At 50.6% G+C, this 14985-nt stretch carries 21 protein-coding genes; 9 read left to right on the top strand and 12 right to left on the bottom strand.

Going from position 1 to position 14985, the window contains the following annotated elements:
* The first annotated feature begins 246 nt into the window (after positions 1-246).
* Positions 247-480, top strand: coding sequence for a hypothetical protein (locus tag HCN83_RS08070; RefSeq protein WP_168006150.1), 234 nt, complete (start codon positions 247-249; stop codon positions 478-480).
* A gap of 351 nt (positions 481-831) precedes the next feature.
* On the opposite strand, the gene HCN83_RS08065 is transcribed toward HCN83_RS08070, so the two are convergent.
* The 8 genes from HCN83_RS08065 to HCN83_RS08030 all read right to left on the bottom strand — a co-directional run bounded on the left by HCN83_RS08065 (position 832) and on the right by HCN83_RS08030 (position 6869).
* On the bottom strand, positions 832-1584 hold the full coding sequence (locus HCN83_RS08065; protein WP_168006148.1) for a phosphotransferase: 753 nt from the start codon (positions 1582-1584) through the stop codon (positions 832-834).
* Positions 1585-1598: 14 nt separating this feature from the next.
* Positions 1599-1961 carry a DUF4440 domain-containing protein gene (locus tag HCN83_RS08060; protein ID WP_168006146.1) on the bottom strand — a complete coding sequence of 121 codons (363 nt, stop codon included), beginning with the start codon at positions 1959-1961 and terminating at the stop codon, positions 1599-1601.
* 82 nt (positions 1962-2043) lie between these two features.
* Positions 2044-3210, bottom strand: coding sequence for a chromate efflux transporter (chrA, locus tag HCN83_RS08055; RefSeq protein WP_343033679.1), 1167 nt, complete (start codon positions 3208-3210; stop codon positions 2044-2046).
* Between the two features lie 15 nt (positions 3211-3225).
* Complete coding sequence (locus HCN83_RS08050) at positions 3226-3378, bottom strand: hypothetical protein (RefSeq protein ID WP_168006144.1); 153 nt, start codon at positions 3376-3378, stop codon at positions 3226-3228.
* A 34-nt stretch (positions 3379-3412) separates the two neighbouring features.
* Complete coding sequence (locus tag HCN83_RS08045; RefSeq protein WP_168006142.1) at positions 3413-3652, bottom strand: hypothetical protein; 240 nt, start codon at positions 3650-3652, stop codon at positions 3413-3415.
* Between the two features lie 183 nt (positions 3653-3835).
* A complete protein-coding gene (locus tag HCN83_RS08040) occupies positions 3836-5053 on the bottom strand; it encodes an MFS transporter (RefSeq protein ID WP_168006140.1) in 1218 nt (405 codons plus the stop codon).
* Positions 5054-5068: 15 nt separating this feature from the next.
* On the bottom strand, positions 5069-6091 hold the full coding sequence (locus HCN83_RS08035) for an ArsR/SmtB family transcription factor (protein WP_168006138.1): 1023 nt from the start codon (positions 6089-6091) through the stop codon (positions 5069-5071).
* A 241-nt stretch (positions 6092-6332) separates the two neighbouring features.
* A complete protein-coding gene (locus tag HCN83_RS08030; protein WP_168006137.1) occupies positions 6333-6869 on the bottom strand; it encodes a hypothetical protein in 537 nt (178 codons plus the stop codon).
* Between the two features lie 229 nt (positions 6870-7098).
* On the opposite strand from HCN83_RS08030, the gene HCN83_RS08025 reads away from it, so the two are divergent.
* Positions 7099-7728, top strand: a complete 630-nt coding sequence (locus tag HCN83_RS08025; RefSeq protein WP_168006136.1) for a hypothetical protein — start codon at positions 7099-7101, stop codon at positions 7726-7728.
* 57 nt (positions 7729-7785) lie between these two features.
* Positions 7786-8007 carry a hypothetical protein gene (locus HCN83_RS08020; protein WP_168006135.1) on the top strand — a complete coding sequence of 74 codons (222 nt, stop codon included), beginning with the start codon at positions 7786-7788 and terminating at the stop codon, positions 8005-8007.
* Between the two features lie 15 nt (positions 8008-8022).
* Here the strand turns inward: HCN83_RS08020 and HCN83_RS08015 are convergent, their stop codons facing one another.
* The gene (locus HCN83_RS08015) at positions 8023-9117 is read right to left on the bottom strand and encodes an MBL fold metallo-hydrolase (protein WP_168006134.1); all 1095 of its coding nucleotides are present in this window, start codon (positions 9115-9117) and stop codon (positions 8023-8025) included.
* Between the two features lie 171 nt (positions 9118-9288).
* On the opposite strand from HCN83_RS08015, the gene HCN83_RS08010 reads away from it, so the two are divergent.
* Both HCN83_RS08010 and HCN83_RS08005 read left to right on the top strand, forming a co-directional pair.
* Positions 9289-9663: a hypothetical protein gene (locus tag HCN83_RS08010; RefSeq protein WP_168006133.1), complete on the top strand. Its 375-nt coding sequence runs from the start codon at positions 9289-9291 to the stop codon at positions 9661-9663.
* Between the two features lie 68 nt (positions 9664-9731).
* Complete coding sequence (locus tag HCN83_RS08005) at positions 9732-10277, top strand: hypothetical protein (protein ID WP_168006132.1); 546 nt, start codon at positions 9732-9734, stop codon at positions 10275-10277.
* Between the two features lie 135 nt (positions 10278-10412).
* Here HCN83_RS08005 and HCN83_RS08000 read toward each other — a convergent pair whose 3' ends face one another.
* Positions 10413-10574: a hypothetical protein gene (locus tag HCN83_RS08000; protein ID WP_168006131.1), complete on the bottom strand. Its 162-nt coding sequence runs from the start codon at positions 10572-10574 to the stop codon at positions 10413-10415.
* A gap of 104 nt (positions 10575-10678) precedes the next feature.
* Between HCN83_RS08000 and HCN83_RS07995 the strand changes: the two genes are divergently transcribed.
* The 4 genes from HCN83_RS07995 (at position 10679) to HCN83_RS07980 (ending at position 12682) form a co-directional block, all read left to right on the top strand.
* Positions 10679-11134 (top strand): hypothetical protein, encoded by a 456-nt coding sequence (locus HCN83_RS07995; protein ID WP_168006130.1) that lies wholly within the window; start codon positions 10679-10681, stop codon positions 11132-11134.
* Between the two features lie 19 nt (positions 11135-11153).
* Positions 11154-11375 carry a hypothetical protein gene (locus HCN83_RS07990; protein WP_168006129.1) on the top strand — a complete coding sequence of 74 codons (222 nt, stop codon included), beginning with the start codon at positions 11154-11156 and terminating at the stop codon, positions 11373-11375.
* Positions 11372-11719: a cupin domain-containing protein gene (locus HCN83_RS07985; RefSeq protein WP_168006127.1), complete on the top strand. Its 348-nt coding sequence runs from the start codon at positions 11372-11374 to the stop codon at positions 11717-11719. The genes HCN83_RS07990 and HCN83_RS07985 overlap by 4 nt, the downstream gene beginning before the upstream one ends.
* Positions 11720-11803: 84 nt before the next feature.
* On the top strand, positions 11804-12682 hold the full coding sequence (locus tag HCN83_RS07980; protein WP_168006125.1) for a hypothetical protein: 879 nt from the start codon (positions 11804-11806) through the stop codon (positions 12680-12682).
* A 91-nt stretch (positions 12683-12773) separates the two neighbouring features.
* On the opposite strand, the gene HCN83_RS07975 is transcribed toward HCN83_RS07980, so the two are convergent.
* Together HCN83_RS07975 and HCN83_RS07970 are read right to left on the bottom strand one after the other, a co-directional pair.
* Positions 12774-14276 carry a UDP-N-acetylmuramoyl-L-alanyl-D-glutamate--2,6-diaminopimelate ligase gene (locus HCN83_RS07975; protein WP_168006123.1) on the bottom strand — a complete coding sequence of 501 codons (1503 nt, stop codon included), beginning with the start codon at positions 14274-14276 and terminating at the stop codon, positions 12774-12776.
* 309 nt (positions 14277-14585) lie between these two features.
* The gene (locus tag HCN83_RS07970; protein WP_168006121.1) at positions 14586-14888 is read right to left on the bottom strand and encodes a hypothetical protein; all 303 of its coding nucleotides are present in this window, start codon (positions 14886-14888) and stop codon (positions 14586-14588) included.
* Positions 14889-14985: the final 97 nt, after the last annotated feature.

The following is a 14985-nucleotide window of genomic DNA, read 5'->3' as shown; positions in this document are numbered from 1 at the left end:
AAGTCATTTTAGGTGAATAAGATTGCATCTGCCTGTATCTGCGGACACTCGCTTTCCGGAGGGAACGGGCTCAGCTAACCGCTTCCTCCTGCTGTCGGAAGCGCTGGATCTTCGCCTCGTTCTGATCCTCTCGGAGTCGAGATCCTTCGATGCCGGCAGCTGGCAGTGCGTTTCATGTGCTGGTTATGAACGCACGATCAGGTTCCATACAAGATAAAACTTCTCCATGAAACGTTTCGATGTTAAGTGGAGATGCCAGTCCTTCATCGAATTTATGATAAACGTAAAAAGCAGTCGCGTCTTCCTGTCGTGACATTGTTCTCCACGAATCAGAGCCGTTTTCCCGATGTGTCCGGCGTGCACGTGGAAGCCGCGCAGTTTGAAGATTCCGTGCCGTTCAGATCTGCGAACGGCATCCACGCACGAGCGGAGCCGGACCGGTTTTTGAAGGCTTCTCGTGAGATGCCTGTGTCCGAGTGAAGCCGCGCCATCCTCCCGTGCCTTTCTTCCCTCCATACAGGAGTCACCCTGAGAAATAGCTGAAGGCCAGCCCACGGCAGGCTAGGTAAGCAGATGGGAAATACAATCAAACGAATAAACATGTAAGTGGAAAGACTTTTTCAGGTTAATATGCTTCACCTGCGATTGCTCCTATTGCGGCGAACGTTGACTTCATAAAAGATCGTGTTTTCGTTACAGCTGTTTCAGTCTGGTCCGCTTAAATGTTTTCCGCTCATGGTTCTCGTTATGGAAGCGAAGGTTCATGATTTCAGGAGCGATTTTACAGGGGTAGCTGCATACTTTCCAGAATGCTGTGTGCTTCCGCATTACCTACGCGCGCTGCAATTGGGCTCTCACGATACGTATTTCCTGTTGATAATAATCGATATGGCCTTCATTCTTCATGTGCTGGAACGCAGCTTCACCGGCAGCTGCCTTTGCTTCGATCGTCGCACACAGACTTTCCAGGCGCCGCACAAGGATATCCGAAACATCATCCGGTTTAGGAGAACCGTAACCTTCAAAAAAGAGGTCGAGCCGCCGGATTCGTTCGTAACTATTATCTGTCCTGCTTCTGCTGCCGAGCGGCACACACGTATAGGCCGTATACGAAGCATCCCACATTGCTGTACCAGGACCTGCCATATCAAAATCAATCACGCCTGCCGGCTGCTGATTGTGAAAAATCAGATTGTAGAAGGCAAAATCACGGTGACAAATGATATCCGGCTCATCTGGTGACAGTGGCATGGTTTCCCAATTGCCCTCAAGCGGAAAGTCGCTTACAGCATCATGATACTGGCGGAGCATGCCGGCGATCCGGATAAGCGCCTCATCCCGCCACATCCAGGAAGCTCCCGGATAGTCCGCCGCATCACCTTCTATGAAGGTCAGAATTTCCCGATTCTGATCGTCGATCCCTAAAAAGCGCGGCGTAAACGGCACCTGCTTCCGTTCCAGATGCAGCAGGAGCCGGTGCACATCACGGCTTCCGCTTCGAAGGCTTCTGCGTACCGTGTGCCCGATCCGGACGACGTCCGACACGTTACCGCCAGTTAACGGTTCTTCCTCGTGAGAATCCATGTCGCCCTCCTCCTTCAATCAGCTTTATGACTGGCCGACGGCGTACCCTGATGAAAGGCGAGCTGCCAGCGCCCCTCGATTTTACTCCAAATCGAACTTCGGTACGTCTGTTTTAGCTGGGTATGATCCACGAGGTAATAAACGGCGAGTACAGTATTCTCCGCAAGCTTTCGCACCTGATAGTCATGAATCGTCATCTCGGTTTCGTGCACCCCGCTTTCCATTACCTCTCGTTTTCCGTACTTTCGGCCAGAGCTGCCTATTTCGATAAAGGAATCGGCGAGCAGCTCGCCAAGTTGTTTCATATCGCGCCTGACGTCAGGCCGGATATGGGTTTCCTCGAGCTCGCGAATGTGTGCGCTTAACTGAACATTCATTACAGACTCCTCCAATCAGATGTTGGCTGAAGTGCTTCCTTTTAAGCCCGTATAGCCTATGTCATATTTGTGCAGATTTAGCTTATACTCCGTAAAACAGCCACCCGCCGAAGATCCCTATGATGACAATCAGCCAGGCCGGCCGCTTCCAGTAGACGAGCAGCATGAACAATACGGCAGCAAAGGCAAGGTCGCTGCCGTTTTCGACCGCTGATGTGAAGACCGGGCTGTACAGTGCTGCAGCAAGAATGCCGACGACAGCGGCATTGATGCCGGCTGCAGCTGCACGCATCCCTGGCGCCTGCTGCACCTTCAGCCAAAGCGGCAGCACTCCGAGCAGGAGCAGAAAAGCCGGTGTGAAAATGGCGATCGTTGCCGTCAGAGCCCCCGGCGCTCCGTCAATCACCATGCCGAGGTAGCTGGCGAAAGTGAACAGCGGACCCGGGACGGCCTGAGCTGCGCCGTATCCAGCGAGAAAATCACTTTCTGAAATCAAGCCGGTCGGTACGACTTCACGCTCGAGCAGCGGAAGGACAACGTGTCCACCGCCAAATACGAGCGCTCCGGCCCGGTAAAAGCTGTCGGCAAGCTGAATGTGCAGGCTGTCCGTTGCTGCGCGCAAAAGCGGCAGCAGTGCGAGCAGTCCAGCAAACAACGAAAGGCAAATCGCAGAAAATTTACCTGAGAGCTTCAACGGCAATGTTTCTGCCTTCGGTAAATCCTGATCGCGGTAAAGCCACCAGCCAATAAGACCGGCTGCAATGATCACCGTTACCTGAATCCAGACAGCAGGAACGAGCAGAACCGCCACAAACCCGAGCACCGCAATCGAGGCGCGCTGGCTGTCCGGAGCCAGATTTTTGCCCATCCCTAACAAGGCGTGCGCCACGACAGCAACGGCAACAATTTTTAAGCCGTCAATGATGCCAAGATCGATCAGGCCCTGCTGCTGAAAACCGACGGCCACAGCCATTAACAGCAGTACGGATGGGGTTGTGAAGCCGATGAAGGAGATAAATCCTCCAAGCGTTCCGCCTCGTGCCATCCCGATGCCGATCCCCACCTGGCTGGAGGCCGGTCCAGGCAGGAACTGGCACAATGCGACGAGATCGGCGTACTGTTTGTCGGTGAGCCACTTTCTGCGGTTCACGTATTCTTCTTTAAAATAACCTAAGTGTGCGACCGGTCCTCCAAATGAGGTCAGTCCGAGCCGCAGCGATACGATAAATATCTCAAGCCACGTTCTCACTATGTAACATCCCTTCTACGTTGATTCATACAGTTTTCTGAGCACATCGAGTGCTTCCTCCTGAATAACCGCTTCAGGCCGGTAGCGCAAGACAATTTGCTGCGCTTCCTGCACAGAACCAGCGAGTCCCGTTTCCAGCAGAACTCCCGCTGCCGCATAACATGGCACGACCTTCGTGCCTAAAGCGGCTTTTTCCGCCTTGTCAGTGAAGCACCGCGCGGTTCCCGATTTGCAGCACGTCAGCGGTATATTCTACAGCTCGCTTCAGCTCTTGTGGATCAGTCGGTCCGCCGTTTACAAGGGAGAAGGAAACAGATTCCTCCGTTGTGGGTGCTTCCGCTCGCAAATCGATTACGACATCCGGACGCAGATGCTCGATTTTCTTTGGTGCTTCCGGTGCAGCACACATCGTTAAACCGGTCATAAGTTCTTCTGCATTCATGCCTTTTGCCTCCTGACGCATAGTTGTGCTTTATCCAGTTTATCATGAGAGAATAAACGTTTTTGTAAAAATCGGTTAACATTTTGGCATGTGGAAGCTTTTTTTACCTGCAGGAGGTTGTCTATCCAAAAAAGCTGCCTCCCAATGTAAATGGAGACAGCTTTTACAGGGCTGGAGCACGAATTAATCGATGCTGCGAATCGATTTGGCGAACGTGATGACGACCAGAGCCTGTACGCCCATCAGAATGGCCCCGCCGATCATAATCGTATCAATTGCCAGACCTGCAGAAAGCAGCAGCGATGTCAGTAAATAACTGACCGGCACCAGCCCCAGTGCTGCAAACGTAAGCATGCTCATGACACGGCCAAGGTAGTCATCGGGCGTGTTCGCCTGAATGGCAGAGATGAGCGGTATATCGATTACCGAAATCAGCATGCCGACGAAAGCAATAAAGACGAGACTCCACAGTAAGCCAGGCGCAAGTCCAAAGCCTAAGAATGCAAGTGCCAGCAGCAGGATACCAGACAGTGCTACCAACCCGCGCTTTCGCTGAATGTTCAGCACCCCGACGAGCAGCGCTCCAGCGAGCATACCGGCTCCGCTCGTTGCGTTTAAGTAGCTGTAGGTCAGCTCGTCCCCACCTAAAATCAGGTTCGCGTAAATTGGCAGCCCCATGACGAACGGTCCGACTAAGAGCAGATTTAAAAAGACGGACGTCATCATAAGCGTCAGCAGAAAAGGCCGGCTTCGCATGTAGCTGAATCCACTTTTAATAGCATGCAGCACAGATTCTTCTCGATTCGATTCTTCAGGTACTTCAATGTCCCGCTTCAATCTCCAATCGATCGCAGCTGCTGCAAACAGCATAATGGAAACGACCAAAAACATCAGCTCATAGCTGCCGAACCCGATCAGAAAGCCAGCGAGCATTGGACCGGCTATTAACGTCGCGTTGTTCGTCAGCTGAACAACGGAGTTTGCTCGCGTTAACTGTTTTTTACCAACAATTCCAGGCAGCACGGTTTGACTTGCAGGCCAGAAAAACGCATCCAGCAATCCGAACAAAAGAGCGAGCACAACGAGCACCCAAATGTTCACGAGCTGAAAGACGAGCAGGACAATGATCCCGATCAGCAGAATGGCCTTTGTTAAGTCTGAAACGAGCATGATTACCGCACGGTTAACACGGTCTGCAAGCGCCCCGCCGATCAGCATAAACACCAGGCGCGGCACGGAGCTCGCAAAAAAGACGAGACCGAGCATCGCTTCCAGTCCGAGTGAGTCGACGACGTACCAGTTTACCGCAAACAGAAAAAACGAGACGCTGAGCCCGGATGCTAGAAAGGTAAGGAAGTACAAGAAAAAAGCTCGATTTCTCCAGAGGGTTTTCTGCTCCATCGCCGTTCTCCTCCTTTAGGTAGCAAACATGCTTTCAACCTGTGCCATGACACGTTTAATTTCCGCGGTATTCACTTTGTAGTACACCCTGTTTTCTGCCCGGTCTGAAGTGACGAACTGATGACTTAGTAAAATGGCCAGATGGTGAGAAATCGTCGAGTTCGACACACCGAGCGCTTCCGCCAGCTCATAGCCGTAGTGCGGGCGCTTTTTCAACAGGCGCAGCAATCGAAACCGCCGCTCATCCGTCAATACCTTCAGCAGACCGAACAGTTCCTCTTCATTCAGCTTCGATTCCATCAGAGAAAACCGCTGAATGCCGATGCTGAAATGCACTGTGCGCTCTTTAGACACATCCGCCAGCATAAAGCCGATATTCAGCGAAAAGGACGGATAGACGTGAATGACGTCCACGTTGTCTACGTCCACATAGTCTGCTACCAGCCGTCTAACGGGGTGCTCCGGATCGTTCGGCTGCTCAAGCAGCTCCGCGCGGTACGCAGCGGCTGCAGAGAATGCTTCCTCACGCATCGGCTTGTAATAGGTGGCGTACATCTCCTCTATCAGCGCAGCAAGCTCGTCTTTTAAGGCTTCAGGCCGGTCCAGGTAGTAAAACAGCTTCCATTTTTCTTTCGCCGGAACAGCGAGCTGCTCGACGAGCCGTTTGCCCTGTTCGATATCAGTTCCATCATACGTGGTGTCCGTGAAGGCACGGCTGAACATGCTGCTGCGGATGACGCTATTATCCAGCTTCCGCAGCTTTTCGCTGAACGCACTTGCCGAAAGCTCTGGCTCCTCCTCCAGCAAAATTGGCAGCAGTGCCGGGACAATCGCGCTGTCTTCATTCATAAACACCTCCAGCCGCTCGTGCTCCGCTGCCGAAAGCCGCTGCCGAATCTGGTCCAGCTTTTGCTCCGCCGGATCATGTTTCAGCATCCTTTCAATCAGCTCTTCATCTTCTTTTCTGCCGCTATTATGAATGACAAACATAAAGCCCGTTAAATCAACCGCTTCTGACACGTGTACTTTCAGCTCCATAAAACTACACCTCACTTATTCGATTTATATCGAATGTGTTATTTAATTTATATTAAACTATAATTATTCATGTATGTCAAATGTTTATTTCGATATGTATCGAATGTAAAGTCAACTAAAAAAGCCGCTGCACGAAGCCGGCTTTAATAAGCGAAATATGAACCAGTGCGAACTCAACATAAAACGAGTGCTTTACTCCGCAAAAAGGTTGAGGACGATTCTTAATCGTATCCAGCAGCAGTTAAAACATATCTAATCGTATTTCCTCTTCAATCAGAACGTCTTCTTCCGTGTCGACTACCTGCAGATCCATAAATAAGCCGTGACGATCCGGGCGCTCCGCAATCCAAACGCCGGTCTCCCGCGCACGATCATCAAGCTGCACGATGTCCGAACCAATATGGACTGCCGCTGGCGCCGGCTCTGTATCCAACGGAATCCTACCGTACAGCAAATCACTGTCTCCTACTTGCATCGGGACGGCTACTGTATGTGACGGAATACTTTCCCGCGTTCCCTCGATCCTCCAGCCGAGCAGCCCCTCGGTGAAGACCGCAAGATTCGGCATGTCGTTTTCCCGGTAGGCGTAAATAGCCGTCCCATCAAATTTCCACTCCTGATACACAAGATCCGGTGACTGAAAGCCCTCTTCCTCCGAAAAGTCGTAAAATGCTTCTTCCGGTGAAGCTCCTCTTCCCGGCAACATATTCACTACAGCTGCCACAGCAAGAATTGCAATCATCAGCAGCAGGATCCCGGTGATAAATTTCTTCCCCATGATGCCATCCTTTCTATGCTCCTCTGCTTTAAGTTTTCCAAACTTCCCATCATATGTCAAACAAAATAAAGGAAATCTCTTTCCATATCATGTACAATGGAGGAACAGTTTCTTTACGGCCGTACGTTTAGTCATCGAGCCGCTGCTACTCCCGTACCCGCTGACCGCCCGTTGTTACACATCGGACAGGTCGTTCACAATAATGGAATGTGGATGAAAGGAGCGTCACGTGAAAAAACGGATTTTACTTATGCCGGCCTCCCTTTTCCTGGCTGCGTGCTCAGAACCAAACGAGGAAGACGTCGTTGAGATAGGAGAAGAGCATGGTCTCGAGGTCCTTACGATCGAACGTGATCTGGAGCGCGAAGCTCCTCCTTGCTTGAATCGTGAGCAGGTGGAACAGCTGTTTGAGGACATCGGAAACTCCCTGGAAAACGATTCCCTGCAAGGAACGGAACGGTTTCCTGAGCCAAATGAAGAAGAGGCTCTCGTCGAAACGGAGCCTATAACGCTCACCTCTCGCGACGATTCTGATTCCGACAGTGAAACCGTTGCAGCCAACGTCGCCTTTCATATATGGATAGAGGATGAGCAAGCAGGTATACACCCTGATAATGCAGTGATCCAAAACCTTGTATTTGAAAGTTCCGGCATCAACGCTCAGGAATGGAAATCCATGACCGGGGCTGCCATGATTGATGAAGAAGGAAACCTCGTTTTTTCGAATGAAGGCAGGTGGAAGATCCACTTTCTCTATGGGGACATTGAAGTGGCCTTTTTTGTCGCCGACGGATGGTCTCTTACGATGAGCCCGGATGACCTTCGCGAGAAGGCTGCTTCCGATGCTATAGACGGGTAACTGAAACAGATGACCGGTACCCGCCTGATTCACACGTTTACGAAAAGGACTGATAGGATGGAAAAAGCAAGCATTCACCCATTGATTCTCGTGTCGCTCGGAATTAGTGTTATCGCGATGGTGCGCTTGGCAGTTGAGCAGTTTTCAGCTCAGGAAACCGGCTACGGCATTGTCTTTGCACTTCTCGCGCTCTTGTTTTCCGGGCTGATTGTGTATGGAATCATTCGCAATGTTAACATGAAAAACGAATCAAAAAGGCTTCAGGATAAAAGCTCCTGAAGCCTTTTCTCGTTCTTATTGATAAGCCGGCCGTCTCCACCAGTTTGTCTGTGGAGCGGGAGCGAGCCAGGCCGTGGTTTCTCCGATATGAGGAGTGAGCAGGTTGACACCCTTGCGCTCTGCTTCTGCGAGCGCACGTTCAGCCGGCTCTTCCCAGCTGTGGAAGGACAGCGTAAATCCAGCCCAATGGGAGAGCATCATGCTGCGGCCTCTCACATCTTCAAAAGCCTGAACCGCTTCTTCCGGTGTCATATGCACACCTTCCCAGCGACTGTCGTACTGCCCGCCTTCGATGATGGCCAGATCAAACGGCCCGTATACGTCTCCGATTTCTTTGAAATGGCTCCCGTAGCCGCCGTCTCCGCTAACGTAAATGCGGCTTTCGTTTCCAGCGATAACCCAGCCGCCCCAGAGCGTCCGGTCTCTCGCTGCCATCGTGCGGCCTGAAAAATGATGAGAAGGCGTGAGTGCCACCTGCACATCTTTCACATACGTTTCTTCCCACCAGTTCAGCTCCTGAATTCGTTCCTGGCTCATGCCCCACCGCACAAGATGTGACGCAACACCGAGGGGCACGATAAACCGCTTCACTCTTGGAAGCAGCGCCTGGATCGTCGGGTAGTCCAGATGATCATAGTGGTCATGTGTAATCAGGACAGCATCGATATCCGGCATCGACGGGATCATCGACAGCAGATCGCCCGTAAAGCGCCTGCTTCCGGTTCCCGGCAGCGGTGCCGCAGCAGGGCCAAACATTGGATCGATCAGAAGACGGATGTCATCGATATGAATGTAGTAGGAGGAATGACCAAACCACGTCACGCTTTCTTCTTTATCCCATTCCGGAGTCTGAACCGCTAGCGGAGCAAAGGGACTTCTCGTATCACGATCGCGGAACAAATCACGTGTCATCGTATAAAGGTCGCACGGATTGACCGACATAGGCGCTGTCTGCCTGTTGTGAAATCTGCCGTTATGAAGATTCGGTGCTCCTTTAAGCGACTCCCGGTGTGCTTTCCCCGGGGCCTGGCCGAAACCAGGGTGCATGTTAATGGCAATGGCAGCAGCTGTTGCAGCAGCCAGTCCTACCGTGAGCGTTTTTTTCAGCATAAGCGAATGTTCCTTTCTGCAGTCAGAGTTAATGTTATCTTATCTGGAAATCAATTGCTTCTGCAAGCGATGTGGATTCGTGCTCTCCTGTAGGCAGGAACAGTGCCTCTTCCCCGTAGTTTAGCCTGAATATGCTTTGGGAAGAGAATAGAAAAACAGGAGCGTATCAACATGTTTTTATTGTTTATTCTTGTAGCAATTGTCGGGGCGTGGATCATCATCCGCCAACTCGTGAAAAAAATCTTCCGGATCGAAGACGCGGATAACGGTTTTTTCAGTTCACCATATGATTCGGTGCATCAAAAATGGAAGTACGTATCCGCGGCTCTCTATATCGTCATCGCCTTCGTATTTGCCGGCGGCATCTGGAATGAAGCACTGCTGCTCTATGCACTCGGTGCGCTTGTCATCGCCGTGATGATCGATGCAGCCGTGCAGATGTACATGGACATCAACAAAAGCGGGCAGCCGCGCATTGCTGCTTTAACGCTGTGCGATGCGGTTATCATTATTGCGGCGCTATTGTTCAGCATCAGCAGATTATGAATTTTTCAAAATGGTGAAACCACTCCTTCTTCCTTTCCGTAGAAGAAACTGACAATTCCCAGAATTTGATGCAGCAGCAGATACAGAAAGGACTGGAAGAGATGAGAATCGTCATGGACCGGCCGCTCATAGGCTCATCAACAAAACCAATTGCAGTTGAACTTGAAAACGGTCAGCGGGGACGCATTCACCGCTGGTTTCACCGCAATGAAACGAGGCCGTCGGTAAATCCCCGCTATGATGTTAATTTTCTCGTCAAGTCGACTGATACGAGCTATGAGTTTTTTCAAGAGTCGTTTTCGGTGCGAAAAGGTCATTCCTGGCGTATCTCAAAGGACCGGCGTGCGATCGCCAGAGTTATCAGCGTTTACAGCCCCAGAGAAAAATACCGCGTCGAGCTGCACGGACGAAACCTTCCCGCCGTTTCCATCGTCGCTTCTTGGAACGGTTCCGGCGACATTTGCTGTGACGGGGAAAAGATCGGAGAAACAAAACGAAGCGGATTTTTACTGAACCCGACGTACACGATTGAAACAGACTGTCCGGACAACATGGATGCAGGCCTTTGCGCAGGTCTCGCGATGGCCTTCTGGTCTGCGTTTCACGTTGGATGATACAAAAGGAGGGTTACCATGCAGGCAGTTATCATCGTTCTCGGAATGGCCGCTTCAGCCGGCTTTTTATACTTTTTTTGATAAAGACCGCAAAGCGAAAAAACGTACTAAATAAGCGAAAACGAGTACGGCTTACTAACACCATGCAATACCAAAAACGGGCCTTTGCCCGTTTTTTCCTTTGGATGCGATCCCGTCCTCATCGATCCCACGCTTTTTTACTACTCTTGTCGCAGCCAAATTTGCGCCGGCTGCCATTATCACTGCTACGATGAAAAAGGCACCTAGTGCAAGCACAGCATCTCCTCCTTCCAAAAGAAAAGCCTTACGCCAAGCGTACGATCTCTATGTTACAATGGTACCATTCATGATCAGATTTTTCAGAAAAGGAGGCGATTTGTATGTCTGTGTCGCGCTCCGTCGGTTTTCTTGCGTATGCCTTCGTGCTCTACAGCTTGTTTATTCTGACGGTTGATTTTACATACTCGATCCGCGAAAATGCGGCGGTTACTGGTAACCCGACGCCAACGTTCTTTTTCCCGCTATACTACATACCGCTCGGGCTTGTACTGGGATTTCCTGTTTTACTGTGGCGGTTCCGTCAGTCCGGCAGCTGGAAGTTCGATTGGGATTTATTCGTGTTTGTCGGTCTTCCGCTGTTGTACATCGTGTTTTTTCCAGCGCTTTATTTTGCTGGCCCGGCGTTTTTGACGCCGACTTCCGGAGCGTTTACGACAACGCTGCTGTCTATTGAGGTTGGCATGATTTCCGGTCTTCTCGCCGGCTGCTTTCTCATCATCAGCTTTCGCAAACTTGAATCGAGACGATATGGCCTGACCTTCGGCTCCCGTTCTTAACCCAAAAAGGAGACTGCCTATGTACACCTTGTTTTTAACACTCGCTGCTGTCATCGGCGCCTGGTATTTTGGAATCGGCCTGCGTAAGAGCAGGCCGCTCTTTGCGTTAGGCGGCGGCAGCGCCCTGTTTCTCGCTTTGTTTCTCTCCCTTGATCTCTTTTTGTTCGCGCCGTTTATACCCGTGATCGTCATGCTCATTTATTTTATTGTCGGGAAATGGACAGATGGAGAAAAAGCATGAAGCTCTTGTCCTTCCAAGTTGAAAGCGGCCGGCTTATCACCGATTTTGGATCCGATTTTGTCCATCAGCTTGTCACCCGCTTCGAAGGGGAAGCTGCGGTTTCGCTCGTTCACCTTCCTCCTGGAGGTACGATCGGCATGCATGAAGCACGCGTCCCTCAGCTGATGATCGTATGTTGCGGCTCAGCTGAAGTATGCGGCTCTAACTCCCGCTTTTCTTCGGTAAAAGCAGGCGATGCTGCGTTTTGGACCACAGGTGAGCGTCATGAAACGATCTCCGACGAAGGGATGACCGCGCTTATTCTCGAAAGTCCGGTCCTTAAGGAACAGGATTTCAAGCTATAGGTGCTTCCTCTTATCTCTCCCCCTTCTTTTTCCTTTCTACGGTATACTAAGGAAGTGTTGATCACGATTCATAGGAGGGGTTTTATGCAGGAACGTTTAATGATGGTTATCGTTTTTATTACCGCACTATGTTTTATCGGGTTCGCTCCGGCATCGGCTGCAGAAGATCAAACAGATTTCGATATCGCTTCAGTAGAGGATGCAGAACCAATGTACGATAAAAAAGTGATGCGTGCTGTGCGCGAGTCACTCGGGTTAACGAAACACGATTCAAGTCAGGATGAGTCGATCGGCGCCATGTCTCAGGTGGAAGTGATGGATCGATATTTGACGCAGACGAACAACCGGGTAAAGGGTCAGGATGCCAGGGAAGCTGTAAAGCTCGTATTTGATGTGGATATTTCACTCGTATCCAGGCTCGGGTACGGAAATACGCTCGTCCGCTATGATCCGTTTGTGATGGGAGCGGTTCGACAGTCGCTCGGCCTGCAGGCAGATGACACCAGTCAGGATGCAGCGATTATGAATATGAAGAAAAATCACGTGATGGACAGAGTTATTCGATTTTATAACGATTCTTTAAGCGGCGCTGAGATCCGCCAGCTTATTAATTACGTATTCGGTATTAACCTCGACGGGATATCCGGTCTGGAAGGAGCTCAGGTTGGTATTTTCTCTAAAGGTCAGTGGATTATTAAGGAGCCGGATGATTTGCTCGTCATCTCTTCCAGTCCGGACGACGTGGAACTCTATGTTTCGCTGACGGATTACTACCGTGTGTTCACTGGCAGCGACGCTTTTCCAGAAGCACTTGCTGCATTTCTAGAGGAGGCCGGCTTCAGCTTCAGCAGCGAAAAGGACCGCTACGAGTGGATCAACCCGGACGGCGTCAGCGCGCCGGATCCTTTCAAAGGTCAGATTATCGGCCAACTGCTCGAAACCGTTCAGATGCTGAACCAGTAACAATCTGCCGTTCCGCTCACCGGAACGGCATTTTTCGATCGTTTACTGCATACGAAAGGCCTCAACACATGGCTGAGGCCTTCATGATCGATCAGTTTGCTGAAGCAACTTTGGATTTCAAACATGGATGCTTACAGAGAAAGTCACGAACGTAATCATAATCGTAATACGGCTGTTTCTCACCGTTAATGATCCGAAAATCCTCCATACAAATTCCCGTAATGAGAACAAGGTCGCCCTCTGAAGAAAGACTCATCGCTTTTTGAATGGCCTCGCCGCGATACGCGACAGGATGGACATTCTTCGTCGATCGGAATCCCGCCATCACATCGGCCACTACCGCTTCCGCTGTTTCATCTCCGGGATGATCTGCTGTAACGACGATCTCATCTGCTCTCCCCTCTACTGCTTCCGCAATCGGAGCACGCAGCGATTTTTCACGTATCCCGATGCCAGTGACCATCACAATCAGACGGTTATAGCGAAGCGGTTTAATCGTGTGAAATAAATTAGTGAGCGTCTGCGGGGTATGGGCAAAGTCAAACAGCATCAGCCGGTCTGATACTTCCGGGATGAGCTGTAGTCGGCCGGGCGGCCCTTCCAAATTGGGGAGACGTGAAATCAGACTTCGAAGTCCGAGCCCCTTAGCAAGACACACTGTAATAGCTGCTATCGCATTGTATACGTTATGAAGACCAAATACCGGCAGAAAGACATCGTGAGAAACGCCATCCACAATTAAATCAAGGTGGCTTCCCTGCTTCGTGTAGCGAAGGTTTTCTGCCTTCACATCCGCCTCACGGTTCATCCCGTATGTCCAGACGGGGCCAGTAAATGCATCCAGTATATCCTGGCTCATACCATCATCGTCCACGTTTACGACGGCCGTTTCCGCATGATCGAACAGCCTCAGCTTTGCTTGTTTATAGGCCTCGAACGTTTCATGATAATCCAGATGCTCCGGAGACAGGTTCGAATGGACGGCAACATCAAAATGAAGGCCATGAAGCCTGTCCTGGTCGAGCCCGATTGAGGTTGCCTCCATCACGACAGACGTAATCTGCTTCTGGCGCATCCTCGACAGATAGTCAAATAAATCGGCTGATTCCGGTGTGGTAGGGGTGCTTTTCGGCAGCGGAAGTGGATTTTCGTGATCCCATACGCCTGCCGTGCCGATGGAACCAGTTTTGATTCCGGAACGATTTAATAAGGAACGTACGTAGGCGGTGATCGTCGTTTTGCCCTGCGTGCCAGTGACGCCGATAAGCGACAGCTCATGGTGCGGATCCTCTTCCAAATGGGCTGCATACAGCGCCATTGCCTTTTTTGGTTCTTGAACGAGAACAAACTGAACATGAGGATGCCGAAGCGCGTGTTCATGCAGCGCTTCTTCATCGTCCCCGATGACCTGAACAGCTCCCTGGTTAACAGCCATATCAATGAAGCGATGGCCGTCTGACTGCTCTCCGCGAATGCAGATGAAACAGCCCTGATTCCCGATTGTTCGGGAATCATAGGAGATATGAGTAATACCATTCGGCTCAGGGCCCGTTTGTGTAATAATCTGATGATGTAAAATCGGGTAAAGATTCATGATGCAGCTCCAATCACATAAAAATAGTCTCTATTCCTTTACCCCGCTAAATTACGCATAAAACTGGGACAATCGTCAACACTTTTGCAGGTCGTTCATAAGCGCACGAACGTTGAAAAGCATGTAGTCGCTGACCTCGCACGCACATCATACCGAAAAGGTAAGAAGTAAAGGTTATCAGGACGCATAGTGTAGTCTATTATACGCAATTGAGCGGCAGAATGCATGAAAATGAACCCATTATCTTAATATAATGATTGATTGTACTATGTATGAAGAGCCGCAGGGACACTGATCCCTGCGGCTCTTTCAACTACTGACGAGCAACGATAAAAATGGAATGATGATCATAACTCCTGCAATAGCAACGAGTGCTGTCGTTATCGGGCGTGAAAGCTTTTCTCTCCCGGGTCCCGTATACCAGCCGGAAAACTGCCAACGGTTCCGGTACAGCACAAAAATAAATACAAAAACGGCCATTGCCCCGATCCAGCTCCAATTTTGCACCTGGCTGTTTACGCTGTAGAGCGGTTCAAGCACAATCCACCAGGCAGCTGCACCTGCTGCAAGCATGATGCAGATGACTCGGACCAGCTCCAGCAATCCCTTCATTCGATCTCCTCCCACATTTCTTCTGCTATAAGCTTAGCAGAAAATGGGAGGAAAAATCCAATCCGCATTTTTCCAGTCAGCTTCTGATAAGTCTGCA

It is taken from the genome of Alkalicoccus luteus, from assembly GCF_012034335.1.
Classification (GTDB): domain Bacteria; phylum Bacillota; class Bacilli; order Bacillales; family Salisediminibacteriaceae; genus Alkalicoccus; species Alkalicoccus luteus_A.
The sequence above is the reverse complement of the archived record's forward strand: the minus strand, read 5'-3'. Positions and strand labels throughout refer to the sequence as shown.

Excerpts from the sequence above, each read along its gene's own strand:
- HCN83_RS08065 (WP_168006148.1), bottom strand. The coding sequence starts at position 1,584 with ATGGATTCTCACGAGGAAGAACCGTTAACTGGCGGTAACGTGTCGGAC.
- HCN83_RS08060 (WP_168006146.1), bottom strand. The coding sequence starts at position 1,961 with ATGAATGTTCAGTTAAGCGCACACATTCGCGAGCTCGAGGAAACCCAT.
- HCN83_RS08045 (WP_168006142.1), bottom strand. The coding sequence starts at position 3,652 with ATGAATGCAGAAGAACTTATGACCGGTTTAACGATGTGTGCTGCACCG.
- HCN83_RS08040 (WP_168006140.1), bottom strand. The coding sequence starts at position 5,053 with ATGGAGCAGAAAACCCTCTGGAGAAATCGAGCTTTTTTCTTGTACTTC.
- HCN83_RS08035 (WP_168006138.1), bottom strand. The coding sequence starts at position 6,091 with ATGGAGCTGAAAGTACACGTGTCAGAAGCGGTTGATTTAACGGGCTTT.
- HCN83_RS08030 (WP_168006137.1), bottom strand. The coding sequence starts at position 6,869 with ATGGGGAAGAAATTTATCACCGGGATCCTGCTGCTGATGATTGCAATT.
- HCN83_RS08020 (WP_168006135.1), top strand. The coding sequence starts at position 7,786 with ATGGAAAAAGCAAGCATTCACCCATTGATTCTCGTGTCGCTCGGAATT.
- HCN83_RS08015 (WP_168006134.1), bottom strand. The coding sequence starts at position 9,117 with ATGCTGAAAAAAACGCTCACGGTAGGACTGGCTGCTGCAACAGCTGCT.
- HCN83_RS08010 (WP_168006133.1), top strand. The coding sequence starts at position 9,289 with ATGTTTTTATTGTTTATTCTTGTAGCAATTGTCGGGGCGTGGATCATC.
- HCN83_RS08005 (WP_168006132.1), top strand. The coding sequence starts at position 9,732 with ATGCAGCAGCAGATACAGAAAGGACTGGAAGAGATGAGAATCGTCATG.
- HCN83_RS07995 (WP_168006130.1), top strand. The coding sequence starts at position 10,679 with ATGTCTGTGTCGCGCTCCGTCGGTTTTCTTGCGTATGCCTTCGTGCTC.
- HCN83_RS07990 (WP_168006129.1), top strand. The coding sequence starts at position 11,154 with ATGTACACCTTGTTTTTAACACTCGCTGCTGTCATCGGCGCCTGGTAT.
- HCN83_RS07985 (WP_168006127.1), top strand. The coding sequence starts at position 11,372 with ATGAAGCTCTTGTCCTTCCAAGTTGAAAGCGGCCGGCTTATCACCGAT.
- HCN83_RS07980 (WP_168006125.1), top strand. The coding sequence starts at position 11,804 with ATGCAGGAACGTTTAATGATGGTTATCGTTTTTATTACCGCACTATGT.
- HCN83_RS07975 (WP_168006123.1), bottom strand. The coding sequence starts at position 14,276 with ATGAATCTTTACCCGATTTTACATCATCAGATTATTACACAAACGGGC.
- HCN83_RS07970 (WP_168006121.1), bottom strand. The coding sequence starts at position 14,888 with ATGAAGGGATTGCTGGAGCTGGTCCGAGTCATCTGCATCATGCTTGCA.